Annotated in this window: 21 protein-coding genes and 1 tRNA gene; 4 read left to right on the top strand and 18 right to left on the bottom strand. The window is 60.5% G+C overall.

Annotated features, from left to right (window positions below):
* Nucleotides 1–72: 72 nt before the first annotated feature.
* From WG219_14720 to WG219_14670, 11 genes are all read right to left on the bottom strand, one after another.
* On the bottom strand, nt 73–1317 hold the full coding sequence (locus WG219_14720; protein WXL24566.1) for an STY4528 family pathogenicity island replication protein: 1245 nt from the start codon (nt 1315–1317) through the stop codon (nt 73–75).
* A 3-nt stretch (nt 1318–1320) separates the two neighbouring features.
* Nucleotides 1321–1881: a DUF2857 domain-containing protein gene (locus WG219_14715; protein WXL24565.1), complete on the bottom strand. Its 561-nt coding sequence runs from the start codon at nt 1879–1881 to the stop codon at nt 1321–1323.
* A gap of 15 nt (nt 1882–1896) precedes the next feature.
* Nucleotides 1897–3525 (bottom strand): ParB family protein, encoded by a 1629-nt coding sequence (locus tag WG219_14710; GenBank protein ID WXL24564.1) that lies wholly within the window; start codon nt 3523–3525, stop codon nt 1897–1899.
* The gene (locus WG219_14705) at nt 3518–3766 is read right to left on the bottom strand and encodes a type II toxin-antitoxin system HicA family toxin (GenBank protein ID WXL24563.1); all 249 of its coding nucleotides are present in this window, start codon (nt 3764–3766) and stop codon (nt 3518–3520) included. The genes WG219_14710 and WG219_14705 overlap by 8 nt, the downstream gene beginning before the upstream one ends.
* A complete protein-coding gene (locus tag WG219_14700) occupies nt 3750–4625 on the bottom strand; it encodes a ParA family protein (GenBank protein WXL24562.1) in 876 nt (291 codons plus the stop codon). Before WG219_14700 ends, WG219_14705 begins: the two co-directional genes overlap by 17 nt.
* A 42-nt stretch (nt 4626–4667) precedes the next feature.
* The gene (locus tag WG219_14695) at nt 4668–4880 is read right to left on the bottom strand and encodes an AlpA family transcriptional regulator (protein WXL24561.1); all 213 of its coding nucleotides are present in this window, start codon (nt 4878–4880) and stop codon (nt 4668–4670) included.
* 118 nt (nt 4881–4998) lie between these two features.
* The gene (locus WG219_14690) at nt 4999–5754 is read right to left on the bottom strand and encodes a hypothetical protein (GenBank protein WXL24560.1); all 756 of its coding nucleotides are present in this window, start codon (nt 5752–5754) and stop codon (nt 4999–5001) included.
* A gap of 564 nt (nt 5755–6318) precedes the next feature.
* The gene (locus WG219_14685; protein ID WXL24559.1) at nt 6319–8247 is read right to left on the bottom strand and encodes an integrase arm-type DNA-binding domain-containing protein; all 1929 of its coding nucleotides are present in this window, start codon (nt 8245–8247) and stop codon (nt 6319–6321) included.
* A gap of 238 nt (nt 8248–8485) precedes the next feature.
* Nucleotides 8486–8559, bottom strand: a tRNA-Gly gene (locus tag WG219_14680).
* 101 nt (nt 8560–8660) lie between these two features.
* Nucleotides 8661–9353 (bottom strand): pseudouridine synthase, encoded by a 693-nt coding sequence (locus WG219_14675; protein ID WXL24558.1) that lies wholly within the window; start codon nt 9351–9353, stop codon nt 8661–8663.
* A gap of 2 nt (nt 9354–9355) precedes the next feature.
* Nucleotides 9356–9577, bottom strand: coding sequence for a cysteine-rich CWC family protein (locus WG219_14670; GenBank protein WXL24557.1), 222 nt, complete (start codon nt 9575–9577; stop codon nt 9356–9358).
* Between the two features lie 276 nt (nt 9578–9853).
* Between WG219_14670 and WG219_14665 the strand changes: the two genes are divergently transcribed.
* On the top strand, nt 9854–10255 hold the full coding sequence (locus tag WG219_14665) for a hypothetical protein (GenBank protein ID WXL24556.1): 402 nt from the start codon (nt 9854–9856) through the stop codon (nt 10253–10255).
* Here the strand turns inward: WG219_14665 and WG219_14660 are convergent.
* A complete protein-coding gene (locus WG219_14660; GenBank protein WXL24555.1) occupies nt 10230–11153 on the bottom strand; it encodes a LysR family transcriptional regulator in 924 nt (307 codons plus the stop codon). The genes WG219_14665 and WG219_14660 overlap by 26 nt on opposite strands.
* Before the next feature lie 95 nt (nt 11154–11248).
* On the opposite strand from WG219_14660, the gene WG219_14655 reads away from it, so the two are divergent.
* Nucleotides 11249–13036: an alkyl sulfatase dimerization domain-containing protein gene (locus WG219_14655; protein ID WXL24554.1), complete on the top strand. Its 1788-nt coding sequence runs from the start codon at nt 11249–11251 to the stop codon at nt 13034–13036.
* A gap of 307 nt (nt 13037–13343) precedes the next feature.
* On the opposite strand, the gene WG219_14650 is transcribed toward WG219_14655, so the two are convergent.
* From WG219_14650 to WG219_14625, 6 genes are all read right to left on the bottom strand, one after another.
* Entirely contained in the window at nt 13344–13670 is a 327-nt protein-coding gene (locus tag WG219_14650; GenBank protein ID WXL24553.1) for a tryptophan synthase subunit beta, read from the bottom strand.
* Between the two features lie 181 nt (nt 13671–13851).
* Nucleotides 13852–14736 (bottom strand): 3-hydroxyisobutyrate dehydrogenase, encoded by an 885-nt coding sequence (gene mmsB / locus WG219_14645; GenBank protein WXL24552.1) that lies wholly within the window; start codon nt 14734–14736, stop codon nt 13852–13854.
* 30 nt (nt 14737–14766) lie between these two features.
* Nucleotides 14767–15870 carry an enoyl-CoA hydratase/isomerase family protein gene (locus tag WG219_14640; protein ID WXL24551.1) on the bottom strand — a complete coding sequence of 368 codons (1104 nt, stop codon included), beginning with the start codon at nt 15868–15870 and terminating at the stop codon, nt 14767–14769.
* 14 nt (nt 15871–15884) lie between these two features.
* Nucleotides 15885–16703, bottom strand: a complete 819-nt coding sequence (locus WG219_14635; protein WXL24550.1) for an enoyl-CoA hydratase — start codon at nt 16701–16703, stop codon at nt 15885–15887.
* A 53-nt stretch (nt 16704–16756) separates the two neighbouring features.
* Entirely contained in the window at nt 16757–17920 is a 1164-nt protein-coding gene (locus WG219_14630; protein WXL24549.1) for an acyl-CoA dehydrogenase family protein, read from the bottom strand.
* A gap of 150 nt (nt 17921–18070) precedes the next feature.
* Complete coding sequence (locus WG219_14625) at nt 18071–19564, bottom strand: CoA-acylating methylmalonate-semialdehyde dehydrogenase (GenBank protein WXL24548.1); 1494 nt, start codon at nt 19562–19564, stop codon at nt 18071–18073.
* Between the two features lie 135 nt (nt 19565–19699).
* Between WG219_14625 and WG219_14620 the strand changes: the two genes are divergently transcribed.
* Complete coding sequence (locus WG219_14620; protein ID WXL24547.1) at nt 19700–20581, top strand: AraC family transcriptional regulator; 882 nt, start codon at nt 19700–19702, stop codon at nt 20579–20581.
* Nucleotides 20582–20637: 56 nt separating this feature from the next.
* Complete coding sequence (gene ung / locus WG219_14615; GenBank protein WXL24546.1) at nt 20638–21330, top strand: uracil-DNA glycosylase; 693 nt, start codon at nt 20638–20640, stop codon at nt 21328–21330.
* Nucleotides 21331–21441 lie beyond the last annotated feature (111 nt).

Raw genomic sequence — 21441 nt, 5'->3', positions numbered from 1 at the left:
CGGTGGAACTATCCCCAGGGGATAGCTCTATTGGCATCCATGGGCGTCCACTTCACGGCCTTGTCGGCCGGCTCACTTGCTGGCGAGCAGATCTCGCAGCCGCTCGATGTGCTGCCTGGCGACTTCTGGTGGCACCGGCTTACCCTGCGTTTGGGCCGGCGGTGTGGGTGGTGGCCGTTCGTTTGGCGGAGCGGGTGCCGGTGGCGGGTCTTTCTTGGCCCAGGCATTGAACTCGCCGTGGATAGCTCGCTGGATGATGCCGAATAGATACCCAGCGGGATTGCGGATGCCGTGGTTGCTACAACGCGCGGCCCATTCGTCCAGCACGTCCTGCCTCAGCGAGGCATCAACCTGCTGCAATGCCACCTTGGCACCCGCCTGCTGTTCCGCCTTCAGTTGCGCAAAGCGCTTGGGCCATTGCAGATCGTCCAGCGCGCGCGCCTGCGCAGTAGTACGTATTTCATTAATACAACTACTACGTACTGTACGGGCCTGCTTCGGATTCCGAAGAGAGACGTCTGGCGCGGGTTCCGACCCTGCTTCGGAATCCGTAGCGGGTCGTTCACGATTCCGAAGAAGGCTCGGAGCCCCTTCTTCGGAATCGTGAATGGCGTCTTCCTGTGGATAACTATCGCTGGCCGTGAGGTCCTGGTTGGCGAGACGTTCGGCCATCACCTGCAACCGTGACGGGAGGGTGCGTCCGACCAGTAATGGGTCTTCGCCGATTTCCTTGAGCGTGTGCAGGCCCACGATCTGCACGGCCTTGGCAGAATGGCCGAGTGCCTGGCTGACGAGTTGCAGGTAGTCCGGGTCGAGCTGCATGGCCTCGAACGGTGTCAGGGGTTCGTCGTGCAGCACGTACAGATTGCCGAGGATGCGGCCGGTCTTGGGGTCACGCCGTCGCCGAACCAGGCTCAGCCAGCGGGTCAGGCGCATCAGTGTCAGCGCCCGTGCCACGGTTTCATGCGAGGCCTGCCCTGCGCAGGGCATGGACGCCAGCCAGGGCCGCAACTGCTCGTAGGTGGGGAATGCGGTCACGCCATCGTCGTTGAGCATCAGCCGGAACACTTGCCAGGCGTTTCGTTCCAGCGGCGTCAAGCGGCGGTCGAGGAACAGCTTGCGTGGCACCGTCTCGTGCCGGTTGCCACTGAACAGGAAAGCATCGCCGGAGGTAGGCGTGGGCGACTGTGCAGGTGTAGACGCAGGTGTGCTGGGGGCGGGCTTGGGCGCAAGGTCTTTCAGCGCAGCATCGAACAGCTCTGCGAGTGCGATGGGGCCTTGGCGTCGGACTCGTGGTGCGGTGTCGTCCACGGCCATGACTCAAGCCAATCCCTGATCGACCCAGCTCTTGATCGAGGCCCAGACCACCGACAGAGGCAGCGACATGCCTTCGGCCAAGTCCATGGCGGCATCGAGGATGGAGGTTTCGTCTTCGAGATCGACCGTTCTGCTGTTGGTCACGGCCTTCCATTGCCGCCACAGCTCCGTGTCCTGCTCCTCGTCCAGCACGGGGTGCCGACCCTTGCGTTTGGGCAGACCGAGGATTTCACGGCGAAGTGCCACTTCCTGATGCGTCAAACCATAGAACTTGCTGACCATCTCCGTGCTCGCGCCCAGCCTGAGCATGCGATCGACTGTGGCGATTTCCTTCTCCACGTCCTGCGCCTGCTGGAGCAGCCGCCGCAGCACTTCGCGGTTGACCGTCACTGAGCACCAGGAGACGTTGGCATTGGCCAGCACGCTGATCAGCGCGGGATGCTTGAGGGCGTCCAGCTCTGCCTCGCCAAACCCCATCAGTTTGCAGCGGCGCAGTTGCCCATTGCGCAGGTCATAGAGGGCCTGGGCGATGACAGCCTGGTTGAGTGGGTGTGCTGTGGACATGCTGGCCTCCCTCGCTTAGGTTCCAGAGTCCGCAGCGCCGGCTTCGAGATCGAGCAGGCGGCGGGCCAGTCGCAGCAGGCGAAACAGCTTGACCAGCGCGGTGTCGCTCAATCGTCGGGTTACGTCGCCCTGGCCGTGCAGCAGCGCCGGCAGGTCGATGACGAGTTTCCCGTTGTCCAGACCGACGTCGGCGGGCTGCTGATCGGCCAGGCAAGCTAACAGCGCATGGACGGCACGGCCCAGCGGCGCTGGGTTTGTGGTGCGAGCGCGGCAGGCGAAGCCGATGCCGTCTGGGCGGTCATCGATGCACTCGCCCAGGTCTGCCTCGACCGCAATCTCGCGGGCAAACTGCGCGATGTGGATGCGCAGGTGCTCGGGTGTGTCCAGGCCAGGGGTGATGTACCAGACATCCGAGATCGGATAGAGCCCGCCGGCCTGCACCGGGATGGACTGCAAGACGTTCGCTGAGAAGGTGGGCGGCAGCGCATCGCCCAACTGGTCGGCGACCATGCGTTGGATGGACTCAAGTCGCTCCGTTGTCGGCGCCGGGGAAACAATGTGCTCCCGAAGCAGGTCGCCATCTGCCGCCGGACTGACCGCGCCCGAATGACTGGCATCCGCGTCGCTCTCGCCCGTCGAGGGCGTTGCCGTCGGCCTCGCATCAGGTGGCGCAGTATCGGCAGGAGGGCGCGCGATGGCTTCTGGCTCTGGCAAGGCGGGCGGCGTCGAGGGCGGCGTCGGCTCGCTGACCAAGGCACGCTGGCGGCTCTCGGATTCGGTCATGTCTAGAGCGAGCACGTCGTAATCAACACCCAGCAATTCGGTCATCTGGCCGATCAGTTCGTCCTGTACGCGTTGCGCAGAGAATTCGTCGGCCTGGGCATCGAATTGCGACAGCACTTCCTGAAAGAACTCGTCGAATTCCTGCACCAGTGAGCGGCCTTTGGCGTAATGCTCCCAGGTGCGCTCGCAGGCCTTGCGCATGACCGACAACCGCTCGACCTGGTGACGCCCCAGGCCGGCGTAGAGCACGGTCGGGATTGCGGGCAGCAGGTAGCGTACGGCGTCGGCCATCCGGCTGATGTGCGACTGCTGCACGGGGTATCCATCGGCGGCCAGGCGGCGGGCCAGCTCGGACTGGCTCAGGGGGGAGCCGCTTTCCAGTTCGTAGAACTCGCGCGCTTTCTCGACGCCCAAAGCGCGCTCGATGAAGGTGAGGCCACCGCGCAGTTCGTTTTCCGCAAGATGCCCGGTGAGCGCGACGATCTCGCCACGCTCGGGCCACGGGCGGAACAGGCATGAGACCCGAAAAAATCGTTCGTCCCTGGTCTCCGACCAGAGTTCGCGCAGGATTGCCAGTCGCGTGTTGCCGCCATTGCGGATGATGTAGTGATCGTCGCCGGGCCGCCGGGTGATGGCCGGTGCCGCGTCCAGACCACGCTCGCGGATGGATGCCTTGATTTCCTCGTACACCGGATTGCGCTTCTTGCGCGGGTCGTGGTCGTAGGGGCGCAACTGGTCCAGGGTCACGACCATGGGCGTGTCGGCGATCGGGTCGCTCAAGGACGTTGCTGACGGGCCGCTGCGCTCGAACCCGGATGCAAGCAGTTTGCCGGCCATCTGCTGGGAGGTGATCTCAGTCATGGCCGCCCCCCTGCGCTTGGGACCGGGTCTCGCGCTCAGCACGACGGATCTGCGCACGGGCGTTGAGGGCTGCCCGGTGATCGCTGGCCGTCGAACTGGTGTAGATCGCGGCGCAGCCTGCCTTGGTGAACTTGAGGTGACCGCCCGCCGTGCGCTTGACGTGCCAGCCTTCATCGACGGCGAACTCGATCAGGGCGCGCAGCCGGCTGTGGCCTCGGGCCAGTTCATGTGCGTTGGCCATGGGACCTCCTGGTATCAAGAGGCTGTAGCGGACGGCCGGGCACGGCGGCAAATCGATCCTGCCACTGCGGGAGCAATTCGCCGGCAAGATCGCGCATGGTGGCGAGCGCGGCGGGAGCGACTCTGCCCACTGGTTGGCGGTACTCGACCCGATGCACCGGCAGGCCGCGCGTCGCAGCACGCGGATAAGCCTCAATGGCCGGTACGTCGGTGGCCAGAATCCGAATGTCGGTGTGGCCCTGGAAAAGATCGCGCAGCGCCTGCTGGATCAGCCGGGCGTTGGCGGACACCGGATGGACGCGGTTGATGAGCAGGTACAGCGGCGGCGGCCCGATACCCAGGTGCCGGTATGGTGCAATGTCCTCCAGCAACTGCATGGTGCCGCGCCGCAGTTCGCGGGCGGCGAGGATTTCCGGAGTCACGGGCGACAGCGCGAGGTCGGAGGCAAGCACCGCCATCTCCAGCAGCACCGAGCGCGCGCCCTGGGTGTCGATCAGCACCAGGTCGTAGAGGGGGTTCAGTATCGGCAGCAGATGCCGCAGCCGCAGGCGCCCGTCTGGCGCATGCAGCAGCAAAGTGTTCAGTTCTCCTCGGTGGTCGTTGGAGAGCACCAAGTCCAGGCCCGCGATGATCGTGCGGGACACAAGCTGGTCGAGGTCGCGCTCGTTGAAGGCCAGCAATTCATAGATGCCGCCGGGCGCGCGGTGAGCCAGCTCATAGTAGGAGGACAAGGTGGGCTGCACATCGAGATCGAGCAGCAGCACGCGCAGTCCGGCGTCCGCAGCGAGACCGCCCAGGTTTGCGGCCGTGGTGGTCTTGCCGACCCCGCCTTTGGTTGAAATGATGGATACGACCTGCATGGTGTTCTCCGTATGAGGATGGAAAGTCCGCGGGAGAACGGATCAGGCCCGGTTGTTGACGCGCTCGTCGATCCACTGATCGATTTCGATGGAGTCCCAGCCCACGGCGCGCACGCCCAGACGCAGCGCTTGCGGGAACTGGCGTTTCTTCATCAGGTTGTAGATGTGGGCGCGCTTGAAACCGGATTTCGCTTCGACTTCTTCCAGGCGCAGGATGCGGCGCTCGTTTGGCGGCAGTACAGGTGTTTGCGACATGGCGGTCACTCCTGAACGCTCAGTGGCGTTTGTTGGCGTGACCTCTATTCAATAGACACGGCAGCGAAAAGACATTGCAAATGCAATCTCCGCTACTGCACATACAAGCTGGCAAATCTCAGCGGGAGGCGCTACGCAACCGGCGCCTGGCGGTGGCGAACTTGCCGTTCAATGTCCGCTCCGCGATACCCATGGCGCCGCTGTGATGGGCGACCAGCGCGCTGACCACGGCCTCCTGCGTCTTGAAGCTGGAGTACGGCGTGCCCGATGGCGACTGGCCGAGCATCAGCTCTAACAGGCCGCCAACGATGTTCAGGTAGGTGGCCTCGGCCCGATCACTGATCGGACACTGCGCGCATGCCGAAATCACCGTGGACTGCTTGAGCAGCGCGTCATGCTTGTCCTGCAACTCGCGAAGCTGACGTTTGGTCTGTTCCAGGGCGGATTTCAAAGCCTGGCGTTCGACCAGCATGGCTTGCCCTGTTTCTAGGGAGATGAAGGGATGGATGATGCGCTCGCTGCGGGAGAAGAGAAAGCCGGGCCGCTGCTCGGGGTAGTGCTGGCGCATCCAGCACTTCAGATCGACATGGCGTACCGTCAGATCAGGCGATTCGATCAACGCGGTGTCGCGTGTCGTGATGCCATGCTGCCCGAAGGGCAGTTCCCCGTTGAGGATGCCGTCATAGATGCGGTCGGTGTACAGCCGCAGTTCGCCCAAACGCGGGCAGTCCAGCGACTGCGGCAGATCCATAGGCGACGAGACCGAAGCCAGGATCACCTGCTCGTATCGCAGCAGTCCGGCCCAGCGGATGGACGCTTCGAGCGGGCGGTAGAACACCTTTGATGTTGGTGCATCATTTTTGTTCTCGTGCATGCTCCGTCTCCTTCCAGGAGAAGAACTACAGGGCCGACTGCTTTTGCAGCCGTCCTCATGGTCGGCCTGTTGTCCGCGCAAGACGCGAGTGATGACGCCCGCTTTTGATGACTTCTGATCAGTTCGCGCAACGAGTAGGCGTTGTGTGCTCGATGTGCAAAAATCCATCGGGCACAAGAAAACCGAGCGTCTGTCGCGGCTCGACAGTGACGCTTGCGCTATCAGGATCGTGAGAAGTGGCTGCTCTCGCAAAACCGTATCGGTATGGTCTGATGCGCCAGCGGTTTCAAAAAGCGGCGAACGCTCGGAATCTATTGATCGGGGCTTGAGATTGGCAACGAAAATCCGCTGGTGTCATATCCGATCGAGATACTGATATAGCGAGATAGCATTACCGAGAAGTCGCCTATGGTGACTGCCGAGCGCTGATCCGACGCTAAACGCTGCCTGCCAAAACGTGGAAATTGCGAGTTGGCCGCGCAGAAGACGGATGGGCGGCCATGCGAAGCGATCGACGTTCCCTCCTTTGACCTTGACCGGACGGTGCTGCCGCCCGGCCTCAGCTCAACGGGCGACGGGATCTTCGGGCATATCAACCAACATTGCCGTTTTTACCAGGCGCTCTACAGTCTGCCTGGCCAGCACCGGAGACGCCTCCGATTGCTCTGCAAGCTCATCGGTTTCTATGGCATGTGCGGCGACCAGTCGAGCTGCAAGATGCAGGTTGGTCGGATCGACGGCCTCGATGACTGGACACTTGCCCAGGGCATCGTATGGCCGCAGCAGTGCGTGATAGATGTGCCAGGTGTCGATACCGCGCGGCACCAGCTTCAGGACAGCCTGAATCAGCTTGCGCTTGATGGGGTCGAGTTGCCAGTCCGGGACGCGCTGCCCACGGTGACCCAGATGGATCGACAGGAGATTGCCGGCCTGAATCTCGTAAGTGATCCAGCGGCGGGACTTGCCAACCAGCTTGGCGTAATCGGCCACCGACAGGTTGTGGGATGCCTCGAATATCTCCAGCAATTGCAAGCGCTCGCGCTGCACCTCTGACAGCGTGGGTCGCGCGTACTCGGGCAGATGCACCGCCGAAAGTCGATAGACGGAAGCTGGAACCGCTGGTGCATCGGGTGCAGGCGCAACGATCAACTGAGGGGCGTTTGGATTCAGGGCGGGCGGCTGCGCTGCCGCCTGTCCGGCGATTGTGGGCAGGCCCTGCAACGTGATGGTCAAGTGCGTGCTGGCAACTTCGACCTGATTCTGCTCGAACAAGTCCAGCCGGTCGGCCCAGTCCTGCATCATGACGCGGCGTTGCTCGACGTACTCGGCGTGGTTGTAGGTCGCGCTGATCCGATCCGGATCGGCATGCGAAAGTTGGGCGTCTACCCACTTGGGCGGATACCCCAATTCATTGAGCGCAGTCGAGATGGTGGCGCGAACGCCATGCCCAGTGAGTTGGTCTTCATAGCCCATACGCTTGAGCGCGCCATTGAGCGTGTTCTCGCTCAGAGGGTTTTTCAGGCACCAATCACCGGGGATAAGATACACCTGTGCTGGCTTCAGATTTCCCAGCAAATGACGAACGACCTCTTGTGCCTGCAACGACAGTGGCACGATGTATGGCGGGATGTCGGCGAAACGCTGGCGCTTCTTCTTGGTGAGCTGCTTGCGTTGCTTGAGCCTGACAACCGGGATGATCCACAGACCGCGCTCCAGATCAAACTGATCGGGCGTGGCGTAGCGCAATTCACCGGTGCGCACGCCCGTGAGCAGCAGCAGACGTAGACCCAGTTGCGTATTCAGGCGACCGCTGTACTTGCGCAACGTCTGCAGCATTGCCGGCAGCTCGGGCATGCGCAAAAAGGGATTGTTCTCCACCGGGGGCAGCGGCATCGCCACCACGTCCAAATCCTTGGCCGGGTTGTCGCCCATGTTGGGCACCACCACCGAGGCGTAGGTGAATAGCTGGCTGAACCAGGTGCGCAGCTTCTCGGCCACCGACAGCGAGCCACGCTTTTCCACTCTGCCGATGATGTCCAGCAGGTGGGCGCGGGTGACGTCGTAGATGGTCAGGTGGCGCAATACGGGAAACACGTCCTTGGCGAAGACGCGCCCGATCTGCTTGGGCGTACTTTGGCGGCCCTCATTTTCCAGAGAGAGGCTGCGGTGGGCCAGCCATTTGTCGTAGATGGTCTGGAAGGTGTGCTCGCCAGCCAGGACAATCACGTGACGTTTGCGCTTGCGTTCCGAGTGCGGGTTGATGTCCTTGGCCAGCAGCGCCCGCGCCTCTTCACGCAAGTCGCGAGCCTGTTTCAAGGAGAGGGCCGGATAGCCGCCAAAGGTGATGCGCTCACGCTTGCCCAGCCAGGAATAGCGGAAGTGCCATACCTTGCTGCCGATGGCGGAGACGTAGAGGTAAAGGCCGTCGAAATCGGCAAGCGAGTACGGCTTGCCGGTGGCCTTGGCTTGCCGAGCCATGAGGTCCGAGAGCATATGTCCAACTCCAGAAGGCGAGTTGAATGCAATCGTTCTCTTCTAGCGCCAGCTCCTCCAGCAACAATGCGGATTGGGAACCTCGCACATTGTTTGGGCCACTTTTTGTACCAGTTTGGGCCGGTTGTCAGTGGTTCTCGCTGGATGTCAGTGGATCGAGGCTGGGTGAAAATCCTCAATTCTGACAATGACTTACGGTGTTCTATGGACTCCGGTGGAAGTCCCTGGAAAGTCGAAGTGGAGCGGGTGATGGGAATCGAACCCACGGCTCTAGCTTGGGAAGCTAGGGTATTACCATTATACGACACCCGCAGAGGGTGCCCTTTATACCGGAAGTCGCTGGCAAAAAGAAGCCCCGGCGTTTTTTGTCTGATCAGCGTCACGGTCTTAAGGCGTTGATTTATCAGCCTGTTTTAGCAGCTAGCGATTTCTGCGGCGGTCAGTGAGCGGTACTGGCCGGGGGCGAGGCTGGGGTCTAGCTGGATGGCGCCCATGCTCAGACGGTGCAGGCCGATGACCTTGTTCTGGAAGTGGCCGAACATGCGTTTGACCTGGTGGTAGCGGCCTTCGTGCAGGGTGAGCAGGGCCTGGTGGCTGCTGAGGATTTCCAGTTCGGCGGGCAGGGTGGTGAGGTCTTCGTAGGCGAAGTACAGGCCTTGGGCGAAGACGTCGGCGTATTCCTGTGTGATGGGCTGTTCGGTATCGACGCGGTAGACCTTGCCCAAGCGGCTGCGCGGTTCGGTGAGGCGGCGGGACCATTGGCCGTCGTTGGTGATGATCAGCAGGCCGCTGGTGTTAAGGTCCAGCCGCCCGGCCAGGTGCAGGTCGTGTTTGTCCGGCTCATCCAGCAAGTCCAGCACGGTGCGGTGCTCGGGGTGTTCGGTGGCGCTGACCACGCCAGCTGGTTTGTGCAGCATAAAGTAGCGGGCGGGTTTGCCGAGTTGCAGCACATCGCCGTTCAGCTCTACGCGGTTGAACTGGCTGATGTTGTAGAGGCCATCGGTGATGGTGGCGTTATCCACCTGCACGCGACCTTCCAGCAGGAGCTGGCGCACTTTTTTGCGGTTGAGGTGGGGTTGGCTGCTGAGCAGGCGATCCAGGCGCATGGCTACTGGCTGTCGCTGTCGGCAGCTTTATGCCCACGTGCGCAGGCGGGGCAGAGGCAACTTAAATCAACGCTATCGCCTGTCTGTACGGGCAGGTGCTGCCGGTCGATGGTCACATCAAAACACCAACAATGGCTGACCGGCGCTTCTGCACCTGCTTGGGCGCATTGGTTGCTTTTGCCGCAGCTCGGGCAGATGGCTGGGTTGTTGGGCTGTTTGGACACGGCGGAATTCGGCTGCAGGTGGCGATGGCGCGGATTGTAGCGCGGCGGGCTTGTTGGAGGAGGGGCTTTAGCCACGAATTTCGGCGGGGTGGGTTATTGGATTAGAGCTTCACGGCTGAAGCCGTTCCCACGGAGGGCGCTGTTATGGGCGCCGATAGCTGAGAATTTTTTGTGGGCTGCGTCGCACTTATTTGTGGAACTCGTGTCTTATTTGCTGGGGTGAATGCCCTGGTTCCGACATGGGTCGGCGCCGTCTAGCGGTCTTAGGAGGCCGCCATGCGCTATTACTCGTTTTTGCCGTTGTTGCTGGTTGGTTCGCTGACTGGTTGTGCTGTGTATGGTGGCAGTTATGGCCATTCCGTTTACGAGCGCTCTTATGGGCCCGCCTATGAAGTGCGCAGGGCTCCGGTGTATGTGGCGCCGCGCTATCCGGTGCGTTATTACGACTCGCGCCGTGATGACTACCGCCAGCCGCCCCGGCACTACGCACCACCACCGCCGCCACCACGGGCCTATCGCCCGCCGATGCAGCAGGGCTGGAATAGCCCGCGCTATCCGGATCGTTCGTGGGGAAACGCCTTCGAGCAGCGTAATCAGCATCGTCCGCCACCACCGCCGCCGAAGCAGCGTTATGACAACCGCCGTGGTGAGGTCAGGGGCTGGGAGACGCGTCGTTAAGGCTACTGAACAGTTGTTCGTCGCGCAGGATTTCTGTGCGGATCGCCTGCGCAGCCGGTGACAGGCTGCGCCCGGCCTGAGTGATCAGGGCGTAGGCGGATTGGCCCATCATCACTTCGGGTAAGGGTAGGTTAGCCAGGCGACCTGTCTGTATGTCTTCGGCTACTACATCCCAAGGTGCCAAGCTCAGTACATCGCTGCTGGCGACCAAGGTTTTCAGCACCATAAAGTTGTCGCACTGAATGCTCAGCGGCTCGTCCCGTGCGGTGATGGTTTGCAGGTGTTGGCGCACTTCCTGCGGCAGCTGGGTGCTGGCCATGGGGTAGTCGAACAGGTCGTTAAGCGTGGGGGTGGGTTTTCTCAGCAGCGGGTGTTCCGGGCGGCAGAAAATCACGCCACGGTAAGGGCGCAGGGGTTCAACGTTCAGGCGCGGGTCGTTGAGCAATTCACGGCTGTCGGCCACAAACAGTTCCAGTGCGTTGTCCAGTAACTGGTCGCGCAACTCCAGCCAGTTATTGATCTGCAACGTAATGCGCACCTTTGGGTAACGCTTGGCCATGCGCCCGATGGCATTGGGGATCAGCCGTGCCGCCGGGTAAGGCCCCGAACCTAAACGCAGCTCACCGGCTTCTAGGTTGTCGAGCTGGCTGACGGCGTTCTTTAGCTCGCGATTGCCCGCCAACAAGCGTTGGGCATGTTCCAGCACCAATTCACCGTGGGTGGTGAGGCTGATGCCCCGCGTGTTGCGGTCTAGCAGGCGGCAGCCGAGGTTGCTCTCCAGCGCTTGGATGCTGCGGCTGAGCGCGGGCTGGCTCAAGTGCACGGCATCGGCGGCACGGGCGAAGTTGCCATGCTCGGCAAGGGCAACAAAGTGGCGAAGCTGACGAAGATCGCTCATGTGTTTTTTGCATCACTCTGTGATTGGGAATGCATTGGAATTATTGGTACGGATTGCTCAGTCTGCCAAGGTCTAATAAGAACGAGTGATCCCCGATGATTTCCATAAGCCGATTGGCCGTTGCTGTACTGAGCTTTAGCTGTGCTTTGGGCGCACACGCCGCACTGCCGGATGAGCAGATCAAACCGTCGATTCACCCTGAGTTAGCGGCCCATGGAAAACTATTCGCCCCCCATGTGTACAAGGTGGCGGACAGCGTGTATTCCGCTGTGGGCTGGCAGCTGGGCAACGTGGTGATGATCGAGGCGCCGGAAGGCTTGATCATCGTGGACACTGGCGAGTCGGTCAGTGAGTCGCGCAGGATCATGGCGGAGTTTCGCAAGCTCACCGACAAGCCGGTCAAGGCGGTGGTTTACACCCACTTCCACCCAGATCACATCAACGGCGTTAAGGCGTTTGTCACTGAAGAGCAGGTGAAGAGCGGTGAGGTTGAGATCATCGCCCATGACACGCTGTTGCAGAACGTGGTGGCGCAAGGGGCGCTGGTGGGGCCGATTCTGTCGGTGCGTTCCGGCTACAGCTTTGGCGTCGCTTTACCGGGGGCTGACCATGAGCAGATGAACTCGGGCATTGGCCCATTGGGCAAGGCGGAGGCGTCGAGTTTTATCGCGCCGACGCGGACCTTCAAAGATCGTCTGGATACCACCATCGCCGGGTTGGATCTGCAATTTCTGCATGTGCCCAGCGAGGCGCCGGATGAAATCGTGGTGTACCTGCCGGGCAATCGGGTGTTGGTCAGCGCAGAGGTGATCCAAGGGCCGACCTTGCCGAATATTCACACGTTGCGTGGCACGCGTTTCCGTGACCCGGTGTTGTGGGTTGAGAGCATCGATAAGCTCCGTGACTTTAAGGCTGAGCACATGGTGCCGCTGCACGGCAGGCCGGTGTCCGGTGCTGAGAAGGTGGAGGAGGTGCTGCGCATGAGCCGCGACGGCATCGCCTATATCCACGACCAGAGCGTACGTTGGATGAACAAAGGGCTGACCCCGGACGAGCTGGTTGAGAAGGTCAAACTGCCGCCTCACCTGGCCGGTTATACGCCGTATCTGCGGGAGTATTACGGCACGGTGAAACACAGCGTGCGGCAGATTTATAACGGCTATTTAGGCTGGTTCCAAGGGGACCCGGTGGCGCTAAACCCACTGCCACCCAAAGACAAGGCCGAGCGCCTGACTGAGCTGATGGGCGGGCGTGAGAAGGTGATGCTGGCGGCTGGGCAAAGTTATCTCAAAGGTGACTATCAATGGGCGGCAGAGCTGGCCAGTTACCTGATCCAGATTGACCCGCAAGACGCCATGGCCCGCGATATCAAAGCGCGCAGCTTTCGTAAGTTGGGCTACGCCAGTATGAATATCAACTGGCGCAACTGGTACCTGATGAGTGCCATGGAGCTGGAAGGCAAACTGCAAGGCGATGAAGTGAAGGCGATGTCGGCCGAGCTGCGCAGTGCATTCCTGTCACCGGACATGCTGCGTAACTTCCCGGCTGAGGTGTTTTTGCAGAACTGGATCACCCGGGTTGATCCGGATAAGGCCAACGACGTGCACATGAGTCTGGCTTTTGTCTTCCCGGATATCGGTGAGGAGTGGACTTTGGAAGTGCGTCGTGGCGTGGCTCAGCTGCACAAGGGGATTGCTGAGGGCACCACGCTCAGGCTGACCTTGGATAAGGCCTATCTGGACACTGTGATGAGCGGTGAGAACGGTTTACTGAAAGGGGCGCTGCTGGGCGATGTGAAGATCGGCGGCAATCTGTTGGATCTGAAAACCTTCCTCGGCTGCTTTGATTTCAGCGAGGACGCCATAGCGCTGACGGTGCGCTAATTCGCGGTTGAAACCGCTCCTACAGTGAGTGAAATGCTCTGTGGGAGCGGCTTTAGCCGCGAATAGCATGACAGGCGTCAGGCGCCGTTGAGTCTACGCGGCGAGGGTCGGTTGTCTTGGTATTCATCAAGGCGAAGGCTGATCTGGCAATCTTTCGGGCCAACCCCGTAGCCTGGATTAGCCGCAGGCGTAATCCGGGGGACGCCGTCGCAGCCAACACCGCAACGGCGGAAACGCTATGCGGTTCCGCCCTACGACCTGACTGCGTGCGGCTCTAGCCGCAAAGCAGACGACGTTTGATCCGGGCTTAGATCAGCCCTGATTCGTCTTCGTTGATCAGGCGGTTGAGGCCGCCGAGGGCGTCCCGCGCTTTACTTCGGCCGATCAGTTTGCTTTGTGCGGCTTCTGGCAGATCAGTAATACGGACCACGCCTTTGCGGATCAGCGCGTCGATCAAGTCTTCCAGTACCCGGATCATGTCCAGGTCACTTTGCTTGAGTTGCAGCAGGCTGTTTTGGGCGTACCAGGCTTGTGCTTCAGGGCTGTCGACAGCTAGCTCTTCGGTCATCCCGGCGAAGGGTGCTGTTTCTACCTGTTGGAGATTGCCTTGTTCGTCGCGCTTTGCGTACAGCATTTATCCGCTCCTTTATTGTTCTTGGCAGAAGTCAGCCTTGCCCGAAACTGCGAGATTACTTTATCTGGAACAAAATTCCCAAATTTGCCCAGTGTGTTGACCTTGGGCTCAAGCTGCAAGTGAGTAGGGGGATGCGATAAAGCACGACACCCCGAGCGGGGCGTCGTGTGGTGGGGCGGGCTTATTCGACAAACAGCTGTTGAACGACTGAGAAGTCCTGTTTGCCTTTGCCTTGTTTGATCAGCAGGCGGTACAGCTGCAGGGCAAGGGCGCCCATTGGGGTGCTGTTGCCACTGGCCTGTGCGGCTTCCTGAGCCAGACCGAGGTCTTTGGTCATCAGTTCGGCCATAAAGCCGCCGCTGTAGTTGTTGGATGCCGGGGCGTGCGGCATGACACCGGGCCACGGGTTGTATTTTTCCAGCGTCCAGTTGCCGCCGGAGCTTTGCCGCATGATCTCGGCCAGCACGGCTGGGTCCAAGCCATTGGCAACGCCCATGGCCATGGCTTCAGACGTGGCGATCATCTGCACGGCAAGCACTTGGTTGTTGCAGACTTTGGCGACTTGGCCAGCACCTTCCGGGCCTGCGTGGAAGATGTTTTTACCCATGGCTTCGAACAGCTTGCGGGCTTTTTCCAGGGTGCTGGCTGCACCGCCGATCATAAAGGTCAGCGTACCGGCCGCTGCACCGCCGGTGCCGCCTGATACAGGAGCATCCAGCAGCTCAATACCGCGTTCGCGGGCGGCTGCGTGCACATGGCGGGCGGCATCCGGCGCGATGGTGGAGCACTCCAGCACCAAGGTGCCGGGGGCCAGTTTGGAGAACAGGCCGTTCTCACCCAGGTAGAGCCCCTCAACATGGCGGCTGGCGGGCAGCATGCTGACAACCGCGCTGGCGCCTTGTGCGGCATCCTCGGCGCTGCTGGCGGCAATGGCACCTTCAGCGGCCAGTTGTTCAACGGCGTTTTTTTGCAGGTCAAAAGCTTTAACGGCAAACCCTGCTTTGAGCAGGTTGCGCGCCATAGGCAGGCCCATGTGGCCGAGGCCGATAAAGGCGATGTGTGTCATTGTTATTCTCCTGCCGGTAGTGTCTGTGAATTACAGGTCCGCTAAGGGATGTGGGCCGTCCCATACGGGTTGGAAGTGTGCGTCGATGACGCCGCTGGCGATGTTGCTGACGTCCGGCCAGTGCCAGTGTGGTTTCTGGTCTTTGTCGATGAGGCGGGCGCGCACACCTTCCGGGAATTCCGGGTGGCGGCAGCAGTTCAGGCTCATGGCGTACTCCATGCGGAACACTTCGGCCAGGGACAGGTGGCGGGCACGTTTGATTTGCTCCCAAACCAGATGAGCTGTCAGCGGTGAGCCTGCGGCCAGAGTCTTGGCTGCGCGGGCGATCAGAGCGTCTTCGTCGTTTTGCAGGGCGGTCAGCGCTTGCCAGCAATGGGCGACATCGGACTGGTCGAGCAGGGCGTCGATGCGTTCGCGGCGCGGCAGCCATTGGGCTTCCGGCAGGGATGGGCGCGCCTCATCTTCCAGGGCTTTAAGCAGGCTGTGCAGCTGCGCCTGTGGGTTGTCGTGCCAGTTGAGTTGGCTGAGCCCTGCGATCAGGTCGTCTTGCTGAGTGTCGAGCAGAACGCGGTCTGCCAGATTCAAATCCAGCGCGTCGCGGGCGTTGATGGTGCTGGCGGTCAGGCCGAGGAACAGGCCGAGTTTGCCCGGCAGGCGAGCGAGGAACCAACTGCCGCCCACATCCGGGTACAGGCCGATGTTCACTTCTGGCATGCCGAGGCGGCTGCCCGGTGTCACGATGCGAATGCCTGCGCCCTGCATCAGCCCCATACCGCCACCCAGTACGTGGCCGTGGGCCCAGCAGATCAGCGGTTTGGGGTAGGTGTGGATGCGGTAGTCGAGGCGGTATTCATCCTCGAAGAAGCGCCGCGCCAACGGCGGTACTTCGCCGGGATGCTCGCGGCATTGTTGCACCAGTTGCACCACGTCGCCGCCGGCGCAGAACGCTTTAGGGCCATTGCCGCGAAGGATGACGCAGGCAATGGTCGGGTCGTCGGCCCACTTGTCGAGCTGCGCGCTCAATGCCTCAATCATCGGCATCGACAAGGCGTTCAGGCTCTTTTCTGCATCCAGCGTAGCAATGCCGATGGACTGGCCGTGCTGCGCTGCACAGGTTTCAAATTGCACATTCATGGTGGGGCTTCCGCTTATTTGTTGTTCCACTTGGCGTCGCGTTTTTCCAGAAACGCATTCACGCCTTCGCGGGTGTCGGCAGAGTCAAAAAGGTCGACAAAGCGTTCACGCTCTTCGCTCAGCCAGGAGTTCGGTCCGCGCTCGCGGGCACCTTGAATCAGCGGTTTGATGGTGCGCACGGCAACCGGGCTTTGCCGCGCGACGTTGGCGGCCAGCAGCAGGGCGTGATTACGGGCTTCGCCGGTGTCGACCACTTGCTCAACCAGACCAATGCGTTGCGCGGTTTCGGCGTCTACGCGTTCGCCACACAGGATCATGCGCTTAGCCCAACCTTCGCCCACCAGCCATGGCAGGTGTTGGGTGCCGCCTGCGCAAGGCAGCAGGCCGACGGTGGCTTCTGGCAGGGCCATTTGTGCCTGGCGTTCGGCAATGCGGATGTCGCAAGCCAGTGCGCACTCAAGGCCACCGCCCATGGCGTAGCCGTTGATGGCGGCGATGGAGACGCCACGGAAATCGCGTAGGGCTTCAAAAGCCTCACCGAAGCGGCGTGCCATTTCGCGGGCGCGGGCTTTGTCGCCATCGGCAAACAGGTTGAGGTCGGCGCCTGCGCTGAAGAATTTAGTGCCTTGGCCGGTGATCACCAGCGCGTAGATATCATCGTCGCGGTTAAGGTGTTCCATCAGCTGCTTGAGGCCGATCAGAGAGTCGCGGTCCCAAGTGTTGGCTGGCGGGTTGTTGATGGTGATCAGTGCTGTGTGGCCGTGTTTTTCTACGGTCAGTTTGTGGGTCAGGTCGAACACGCCGGTTTTGTAGGTTTCGAGTGCGGTAGACATGATGATCCTCGTCAGTGATTGCTGAACGCCCGCGTTGGCGGGCGCGATCTGTTTTAGAGCAGATTATCTAGCATGCCACCTTGTTCTAGCAGGCGGCGAGCAATGATGACCCGCATAATCTCGTTGGTGCCTTCCAGAATCTGGTGCACGCGGCTGTCACGTACCCAACGTTCCAGTGGGTAATCGTTGAGGTAACCATAACCGCCGTGCAGTTGCAGGGCCTCATTGCACAGGTTAAAGCAGTGGTCGGTAGCAAAGCGTTTAGCCATGGCACAGTAGAGGCTGGCTTCACCGTGTTGATGATCCAGCTTATGCGCGGCCAGGCGGACCATTTGCCGGCTGGCGGTAAGGTCGGTGAGCATGTCGGCCAGTTTGAATTGCAGGGCCTGGAAATGGCTGAGGTTTTTGCCGAATTGCTTGCGCTCATCAACGTAACGCAGGGACTGTTCCAGTGCGGCTTGCGCTGCGCCAAGGGAGCAGCTGGCGATATTGATGCGGCCACCGTCGAGGCCTTTCATGGCGTAGACAAAGCCCATGCCTTCTGGGCCAATGCGGTTGCTGGCCGGGATGCGTACACCTTCAAAGGTGATGGTGCGGGTGGGCTGGGCGCACCAGCCCATTTTCAGTTCGTTGCGACCGTATTTCACGCCTTCGCTATCACCCGGTACAAGGAAGCAGGAAATGCCTTTGGCGCCGTCTTCACCGGTGCGTGCCATGACGATCAATACATCGGTGCTGCCTGCACCTGAAATAAAGCATTTGCTGCCGTCGATGATGTAGTCGTCGCCGTCACGTTTGGCGCGGGTGCGCAGGTGGGCAGCGTCGGACCCTGCATCAGGTTCTGTCAGGCAGTAGGAGGCCAGCCGCTCCCCGCTGATCAGGCTGTCCAGCCAGGTGTCTTTGAGGCTCTGATCACCGAATGAAGCCAGCATCCACGTGGCCATGTTATGGATGGTGATGTACGCCGTTGTGGCCACACAGCCTGCGGCCAGTTGTTCGAAAATGAGTGAGGAGCTGAGGCGGGATAAGCCCAGGCCACCATCTTCTTCGTTGATGTACAGGCCTAGATAGCCCTGTTCAGCAGCGCGTTTAATGACGTCTACCGGGAAGTGGTGGTCGCGGTCCCAGTCCGCAGCATGGGGGCTGAGTTCATGGGCGGCAAATGCGCGGGCGCTATCAACCAGCAGGCGCTGTTCGTCGCTGAGTTCGTAGTCCATAAATCCTCATCGCGGGCGGTGGGGCCCGGTCTTTGTTTTACTTGTTATCCCTGAAAGGCCAGCAGCGCTGGGCTGTGGCCTTTCTGCAATGATCTGTTTATACCTCTGAGGCCCGGCCTTTGCACTGTGGGTAAAGGCCGGGCTGGAGGTTTACTTGAGTTGAATGGTCAGGTTCGGGCCGTTCACGTCGTCTTCATCAAACCAGCGGCTGGTGACGGTTTTTGTTTCGGTGAAGAAGCGCACACCTTGTTTGCCATAGGCGTGCAGGTCGCCGTAGAACGAGCCTTTCCAGCCGGTGAAGGAGAAGAACGGCAGCGGCACCGGAACCGGAACGTTCACGCCAACCTGACCCACTTCTACCGCGTGCTGGTAATGACGGGCGGCTGCGCCGGAGCGGGTGAAGATAGAGGTACCGTTGCCATACGGGCTGGCGTTGACCAGCTCAATGGCTTCCTCCAGCGTGTTCACTTCCATGCACACCAGCACTGGGCCGAAGATTTCTTCACGGTACAGGCTCATGTTCTGGGTCACGCCGCGGAACAGGGTCGGGCCGACCCAGTTGCCATTCGGATAACCTTCAACCGTGCAATGGCTGCCATCGAGCAGGCATTCGGCGCCTTCGGCTTTACCTTCTGCAATCAGGTGCAGCACGCGCTGTTTGGCTTGTTGGCTGATCACCGGGCCGTAGGCGGAGTGGCCGTCGCGCCAGTAGCCGGGTTGCAGGGCTTCCATTTGTTCTTTGAGTTCGCCGATCCATTGCTTGGAGTCACCGACAAACACTGCGACGCTGATGGCCATACAGCGTTGCCCGGCGGCACCGCAGCTGGCACCGACCAAGTTGCTCAGCACCTGCTGCTTGTTCGCGTCAGGCATGATCACCATGTGGTTTTTTGCACCGGCGAAGGCTTGCACGCGCTTCATGTGAGCGCTGCCGGTGCGGTAAATGTGCTGGCCTACCGGCACGGAGCCAACGAAGGAGATGGCGCGTACGTCAGGGTGCGTCAGCAGGGTGTCGACCACTTCGCGACCGCCATGCAGCACTTGCAGGATGCCTTTGGGCGCGCCGGCTTCGATAAACAGTTCTGCCAGGCGATTTGGGGTCAGCGGGTCTTGCTCGGACGGCTTGAGGATAAAGCTGTTACCGGCCGCGATGGCCAGTGGGAACATCCACAGGGGAATCATCGCCGGGAAGTTGAAGGGGGTAATACCGACGCACACGCCCAGCGGTTGAATCCAGCTGGCGGTGTCGATATTGCGGGCGACGTTTTCCATGGTCTCGCCCATCATCAGGCTGGCAATATTGCAGGCCTGTTCAACCACTTCAATGCCACGCCAAACGTCACCTTTGGCATCGGCCAGGGTTTTGCCGGTTTCGCTTGCCAGCAGCTCGGCGATTTCGTCCTGGTGTTCTTTGAGCAGGTGCTGATAGCGCAGCATCAGGCGGGCGCGATCTGAAACCGGGACTTCACGCCAGCTCAGAAAAGCAGTTTTGGCGCTGGCAATTGCCGCTTCGATTTCTTCTGAAGTGGCCTTTGGCGCAAGGGCGAGAACTTCTTGGGTGGCAGGGTCGGTGACTTCGATGAATTCACGGCTGCGACTTTCACACCATTCACCGTCGATCAGTTGTGCGACTACTTTGCTCATTCTTTTCTCCCAGCGAATCTCAACGGATTCGGTTGTTGTTTTGCGCTTTTATAAGCGCCTTTTGCGGGTTTGTGGATTGACGATCTTGGTAGGTGGATGGATTATCTTGGGATTGAAGTGCTCGTGGGGTGTTGAGTGATCGAACAAGTAGAAACATCCAGCTGGCCACTTCCGGCCAATGGCGTACGGTTTATTACGCCCCCACGACTGCGCCGTCAGTTACTCCGTCATAGCCTGACAAGTGCTTGTTACCCGCTCGCGCTGGGGTTTTATCCGAATGCCCACGAGCACCGGATGCAGCGGTTGCAGCCGGAGGATCATTTGATCATTTACTGCCGTTCAGGGCAGGGGTGGTTGGATATTGGGGATGGACGATTAGCAGTCAGTGGTGGCGATTTGCTGGTGCTGCCCAAGGGGCTCGCCCATGCCTATGGGGCCGATGAAAACCGGCCCTGGACCATTTATTGGGTGCACTTCGAAGGGGAGTTGGTTGAGGAATATTTGCAGCCGCTCGGGCGGGGTCCCATTTTGTCCATTGGCGTGCAACCGCGCCTGTTGGCAGAGTTCGATGCGTTGCTCGGGCTGCGCAAACAGGGCCTGAATTTCCCGCACTTTATCCACGCGACGCATCAACTGCAGGTGCTGCTGACTTCACTGGCGGTGATGCCCGCGCGGACCACCCTTAAGTCTGGGCGGGTGTTGGATGTGGATGCAGTGCATGCGGTGATGCGTGCACACTTGCATGACTCACTGAACCTCGACGAGCTGGCGGCGCAGTTCAAGTTGTCGCGTTTTCATTTCGCCAAAACCTACCGTGCCCTCACTGGGCATGCGCCCATTCAGGATTTTATTCAGCTGAAGATGGCCCACGCCTGTCGTCTGCTGGATGAGGGCAGCCAAAGTATTCGCCAAGTGGCCGAGCAGTTGGGGTACGAGGACGTGTACTACTTCTCCCGCTTGTTCCGCAAAGTGGTGGGCACGGCGCCGAGCCATTATCGGGCACTGCATCAGGGTTGACTTGGGGCGGGGTGAGCTCTAGCGTGCCGCTTTTGTTTTTACAGGCAGGAGCCGCCATGAGCGCCGCAGATAAAGTCAAACTCGAAGCCGGATGGAAACAGGCGTTGCACGAGGAGTTCGATAAGCCCTACATGCAGGAGCTGGGGGATTTTCTGCGGGCGGAAAAGGCAGCAGGCAAGGTCATCTACCCACCGGGACCGCTGATTTTCAACGCACTCAATTCCACTCCGTTGGATCAGGTGAAGGTGGTGATCATCGGCCAGGACCCGTACCACGGCCCAGGGCAGGCGCATGGCTTGTGCTTCTCGGTGCAACCGGGCGTCAAAACGCCGCCCTCACTGGTGAACATTTACAAAGAACTCAAGCGTGACCTGAACATCGACATCCCATCCCATGGTTGCTTGCAGCATTGGGCCGATCAGGGCGTGCTGCTGCTCAACACGTCGTTGACCGTGGAGCAGGCCATGGCTGGCTCGCACGCTGGTCGCGGTTGGCAGCCGTTTACGGATAAGGTCATCGAAGTGGTCAGCGCCCACCAGCCGCATTTGGTTTTCCTACTGTGGGGCTCCCATGCCCAGAGCAAAGAAAAGCTGATCGACACCACTAAGCACTTGGTGTTGAAGTCGGTGCATCCGTCACCGTTGTCTGCGCATCGTGGATTTATCGGTAACGGTCATTTCAGCCGCTGCAATAAATTCCTCGAACAAAATGGCCTGGCGCCCATTGATTGGAAGTTGCCGGAGCTTTGATCGTCAACGTCACACGTGCAGCGGTGGGTAAGCCTTCGGCCTTACCCACCCTACGGAGCGTACACCTAGTGTAGGGTGGTATTAGCCTGCGCAGCAGGTTATCCACCATGG

This window comes from Pseudomonas mendocina (assembly GCA_037482215.1).
Lineage (GTDB): Bacteria > Pseudomonadota > Gammaproteobacteria > Pseudomonadales > Pseudomonadaceae > Aquipseudomonas > Aquipseudomonas mendocina_E.
Note: the sequence above shows the minus strand (reverse complement) of the source record. Positions and strands in the feature narration are given on the sequence as shown.

Excerpts from the sequence above, each read along its gene's own strand:
- WG219_14640 (WXL24551.1), bottom strand. The coding sequence starts at position 15,870 with ATGAATGTGCAATTTGAAACCTGTGCAGCGCAGCACGGCCAGTCCATC.
- mmsB (WXL24552.1), bottom strand. The coding sequence starts at position 14,736 with ATGACACACATCGCCTTTATCGGCCTCGGCCACATGGGCCTGCCTATG.
- WG219_14675 (WXL24558.1), bottom strand. The coding sequence starts at position 9,353 with ATGCGCCTGGATCGCCTGCTCAGCAGCCAACCCCACCTCAACCGCAAA.
- WG219_14630 (WXL24549.1), bottom strand. The coding sequence starts at position 17,920 with ATGGACTACGAACTCAGCGACGAACAGCGCCTGCTGGTTGATAGCGCC.
- WG219_14660 (WXL24555.1), bottom strand. The coding sequence starts at position 11,153 with ATGAGCGATCTTCGTCAGCTTCGCCACTTTGTTGCCCTTGCCGAGCAT.
- WG219_14650 (WXL24553.1), bottom strand. The coding sequence starts at position 13,670 with ATGCTGTACGCAAAGCGCGACGAACAAGGCAATCTCCAACAGGTAGAA.
- WG219_14625 (WXL24548.1), bottom strand. The coding sequence starts at position 19,564 with ATGAGCAAAGTAGTCGCACAACTGATCGACGGTGAATGGTGTGAAAGT.
- WG219_14690 (WXL24560.1), bottom strand. The coding sequence starts at position 5,754 with ATGCACGAGAACAAAAATGATGCACCAACATCAAAGGTGTTCTACCGC.
- WG219_14710 (WXL24564.1), bottom strand. The coding sequence starts at position 3,525 with ATGACTGAGATCACCTCCCAGCAGATGGCCGGCAAACTGCTTGCATCC.
- WG219_14655 (WXL24554.1), top strand. The coding sequence starts at position 11,249 with ATGATTTCCATAAGCCGATTGGCCGTTGCTGTACTGAGCTTTAGCTGT.
- WG219_14705 (WXL24563.1), bottom strand. The coding sequence starts at position 3,766 with ATGGCCAACGCACATGAACTGGCCCGAGGCCACAGCCGGCTGCGCGCC.
- WG219_14685 (WXL24559.1), bottom strand. The coding sequence starts at position 8,247 with ATGCTCTCGGACCTCATGGCTCGGCAAGCCAAGGCCACCGGCAAGCCG.
- WG219_14635 (WXL24550.1), bottom strand. The coding sequence starts at position 16,703 with ATGTCTACCGCACTCGAAACCTACAAAACCGGCGTGTTCGACCTGACC.
- WG219_14715 (WXL24565.1), bottom strand. The coding sequence starts at position 1,881 with ATGTCCACAGCACACCCACTCAACCAGGCTGTCATCGCCCAGGCCCTC.
- WG219_14695 (WXL24561.1), bottom strand. The coding sequence starts at position 4,880 with ATGTCGCAAACACCTGTACTGCCGCCAAACGAGCGCCGCATCCTGCGC.
- WG219_14700 (WXL24562.1), bottom strand. The coding sequence starts at position 4,625 with ATGCAGGTCGTATCCATCATTTCAACCAAAGGCGGGGTCGGCAAGACC.
- WG219_14720 (WXL24566.1), bottom strand. The coding sequence starts at position 1,317 with ATGGCCGTGGACGACACCGCACCACGAGTCCGACGCCAAGGCCCCATC.
- ung (WXL24546.1), top strand. The coding sequence starts at position 20,638 with ATGAGCGCCGCAGATAAAGTCAAACTCGAAGCCGGATGGAAACAGGCG.
- WG219_14665 (WXL24556.1), top strand. The coding sequence starts at position 9,854 with ATGCGCTATTACTCGTTTTTGCCGTTGTTGCTGGTTGGTTCGCTGACT.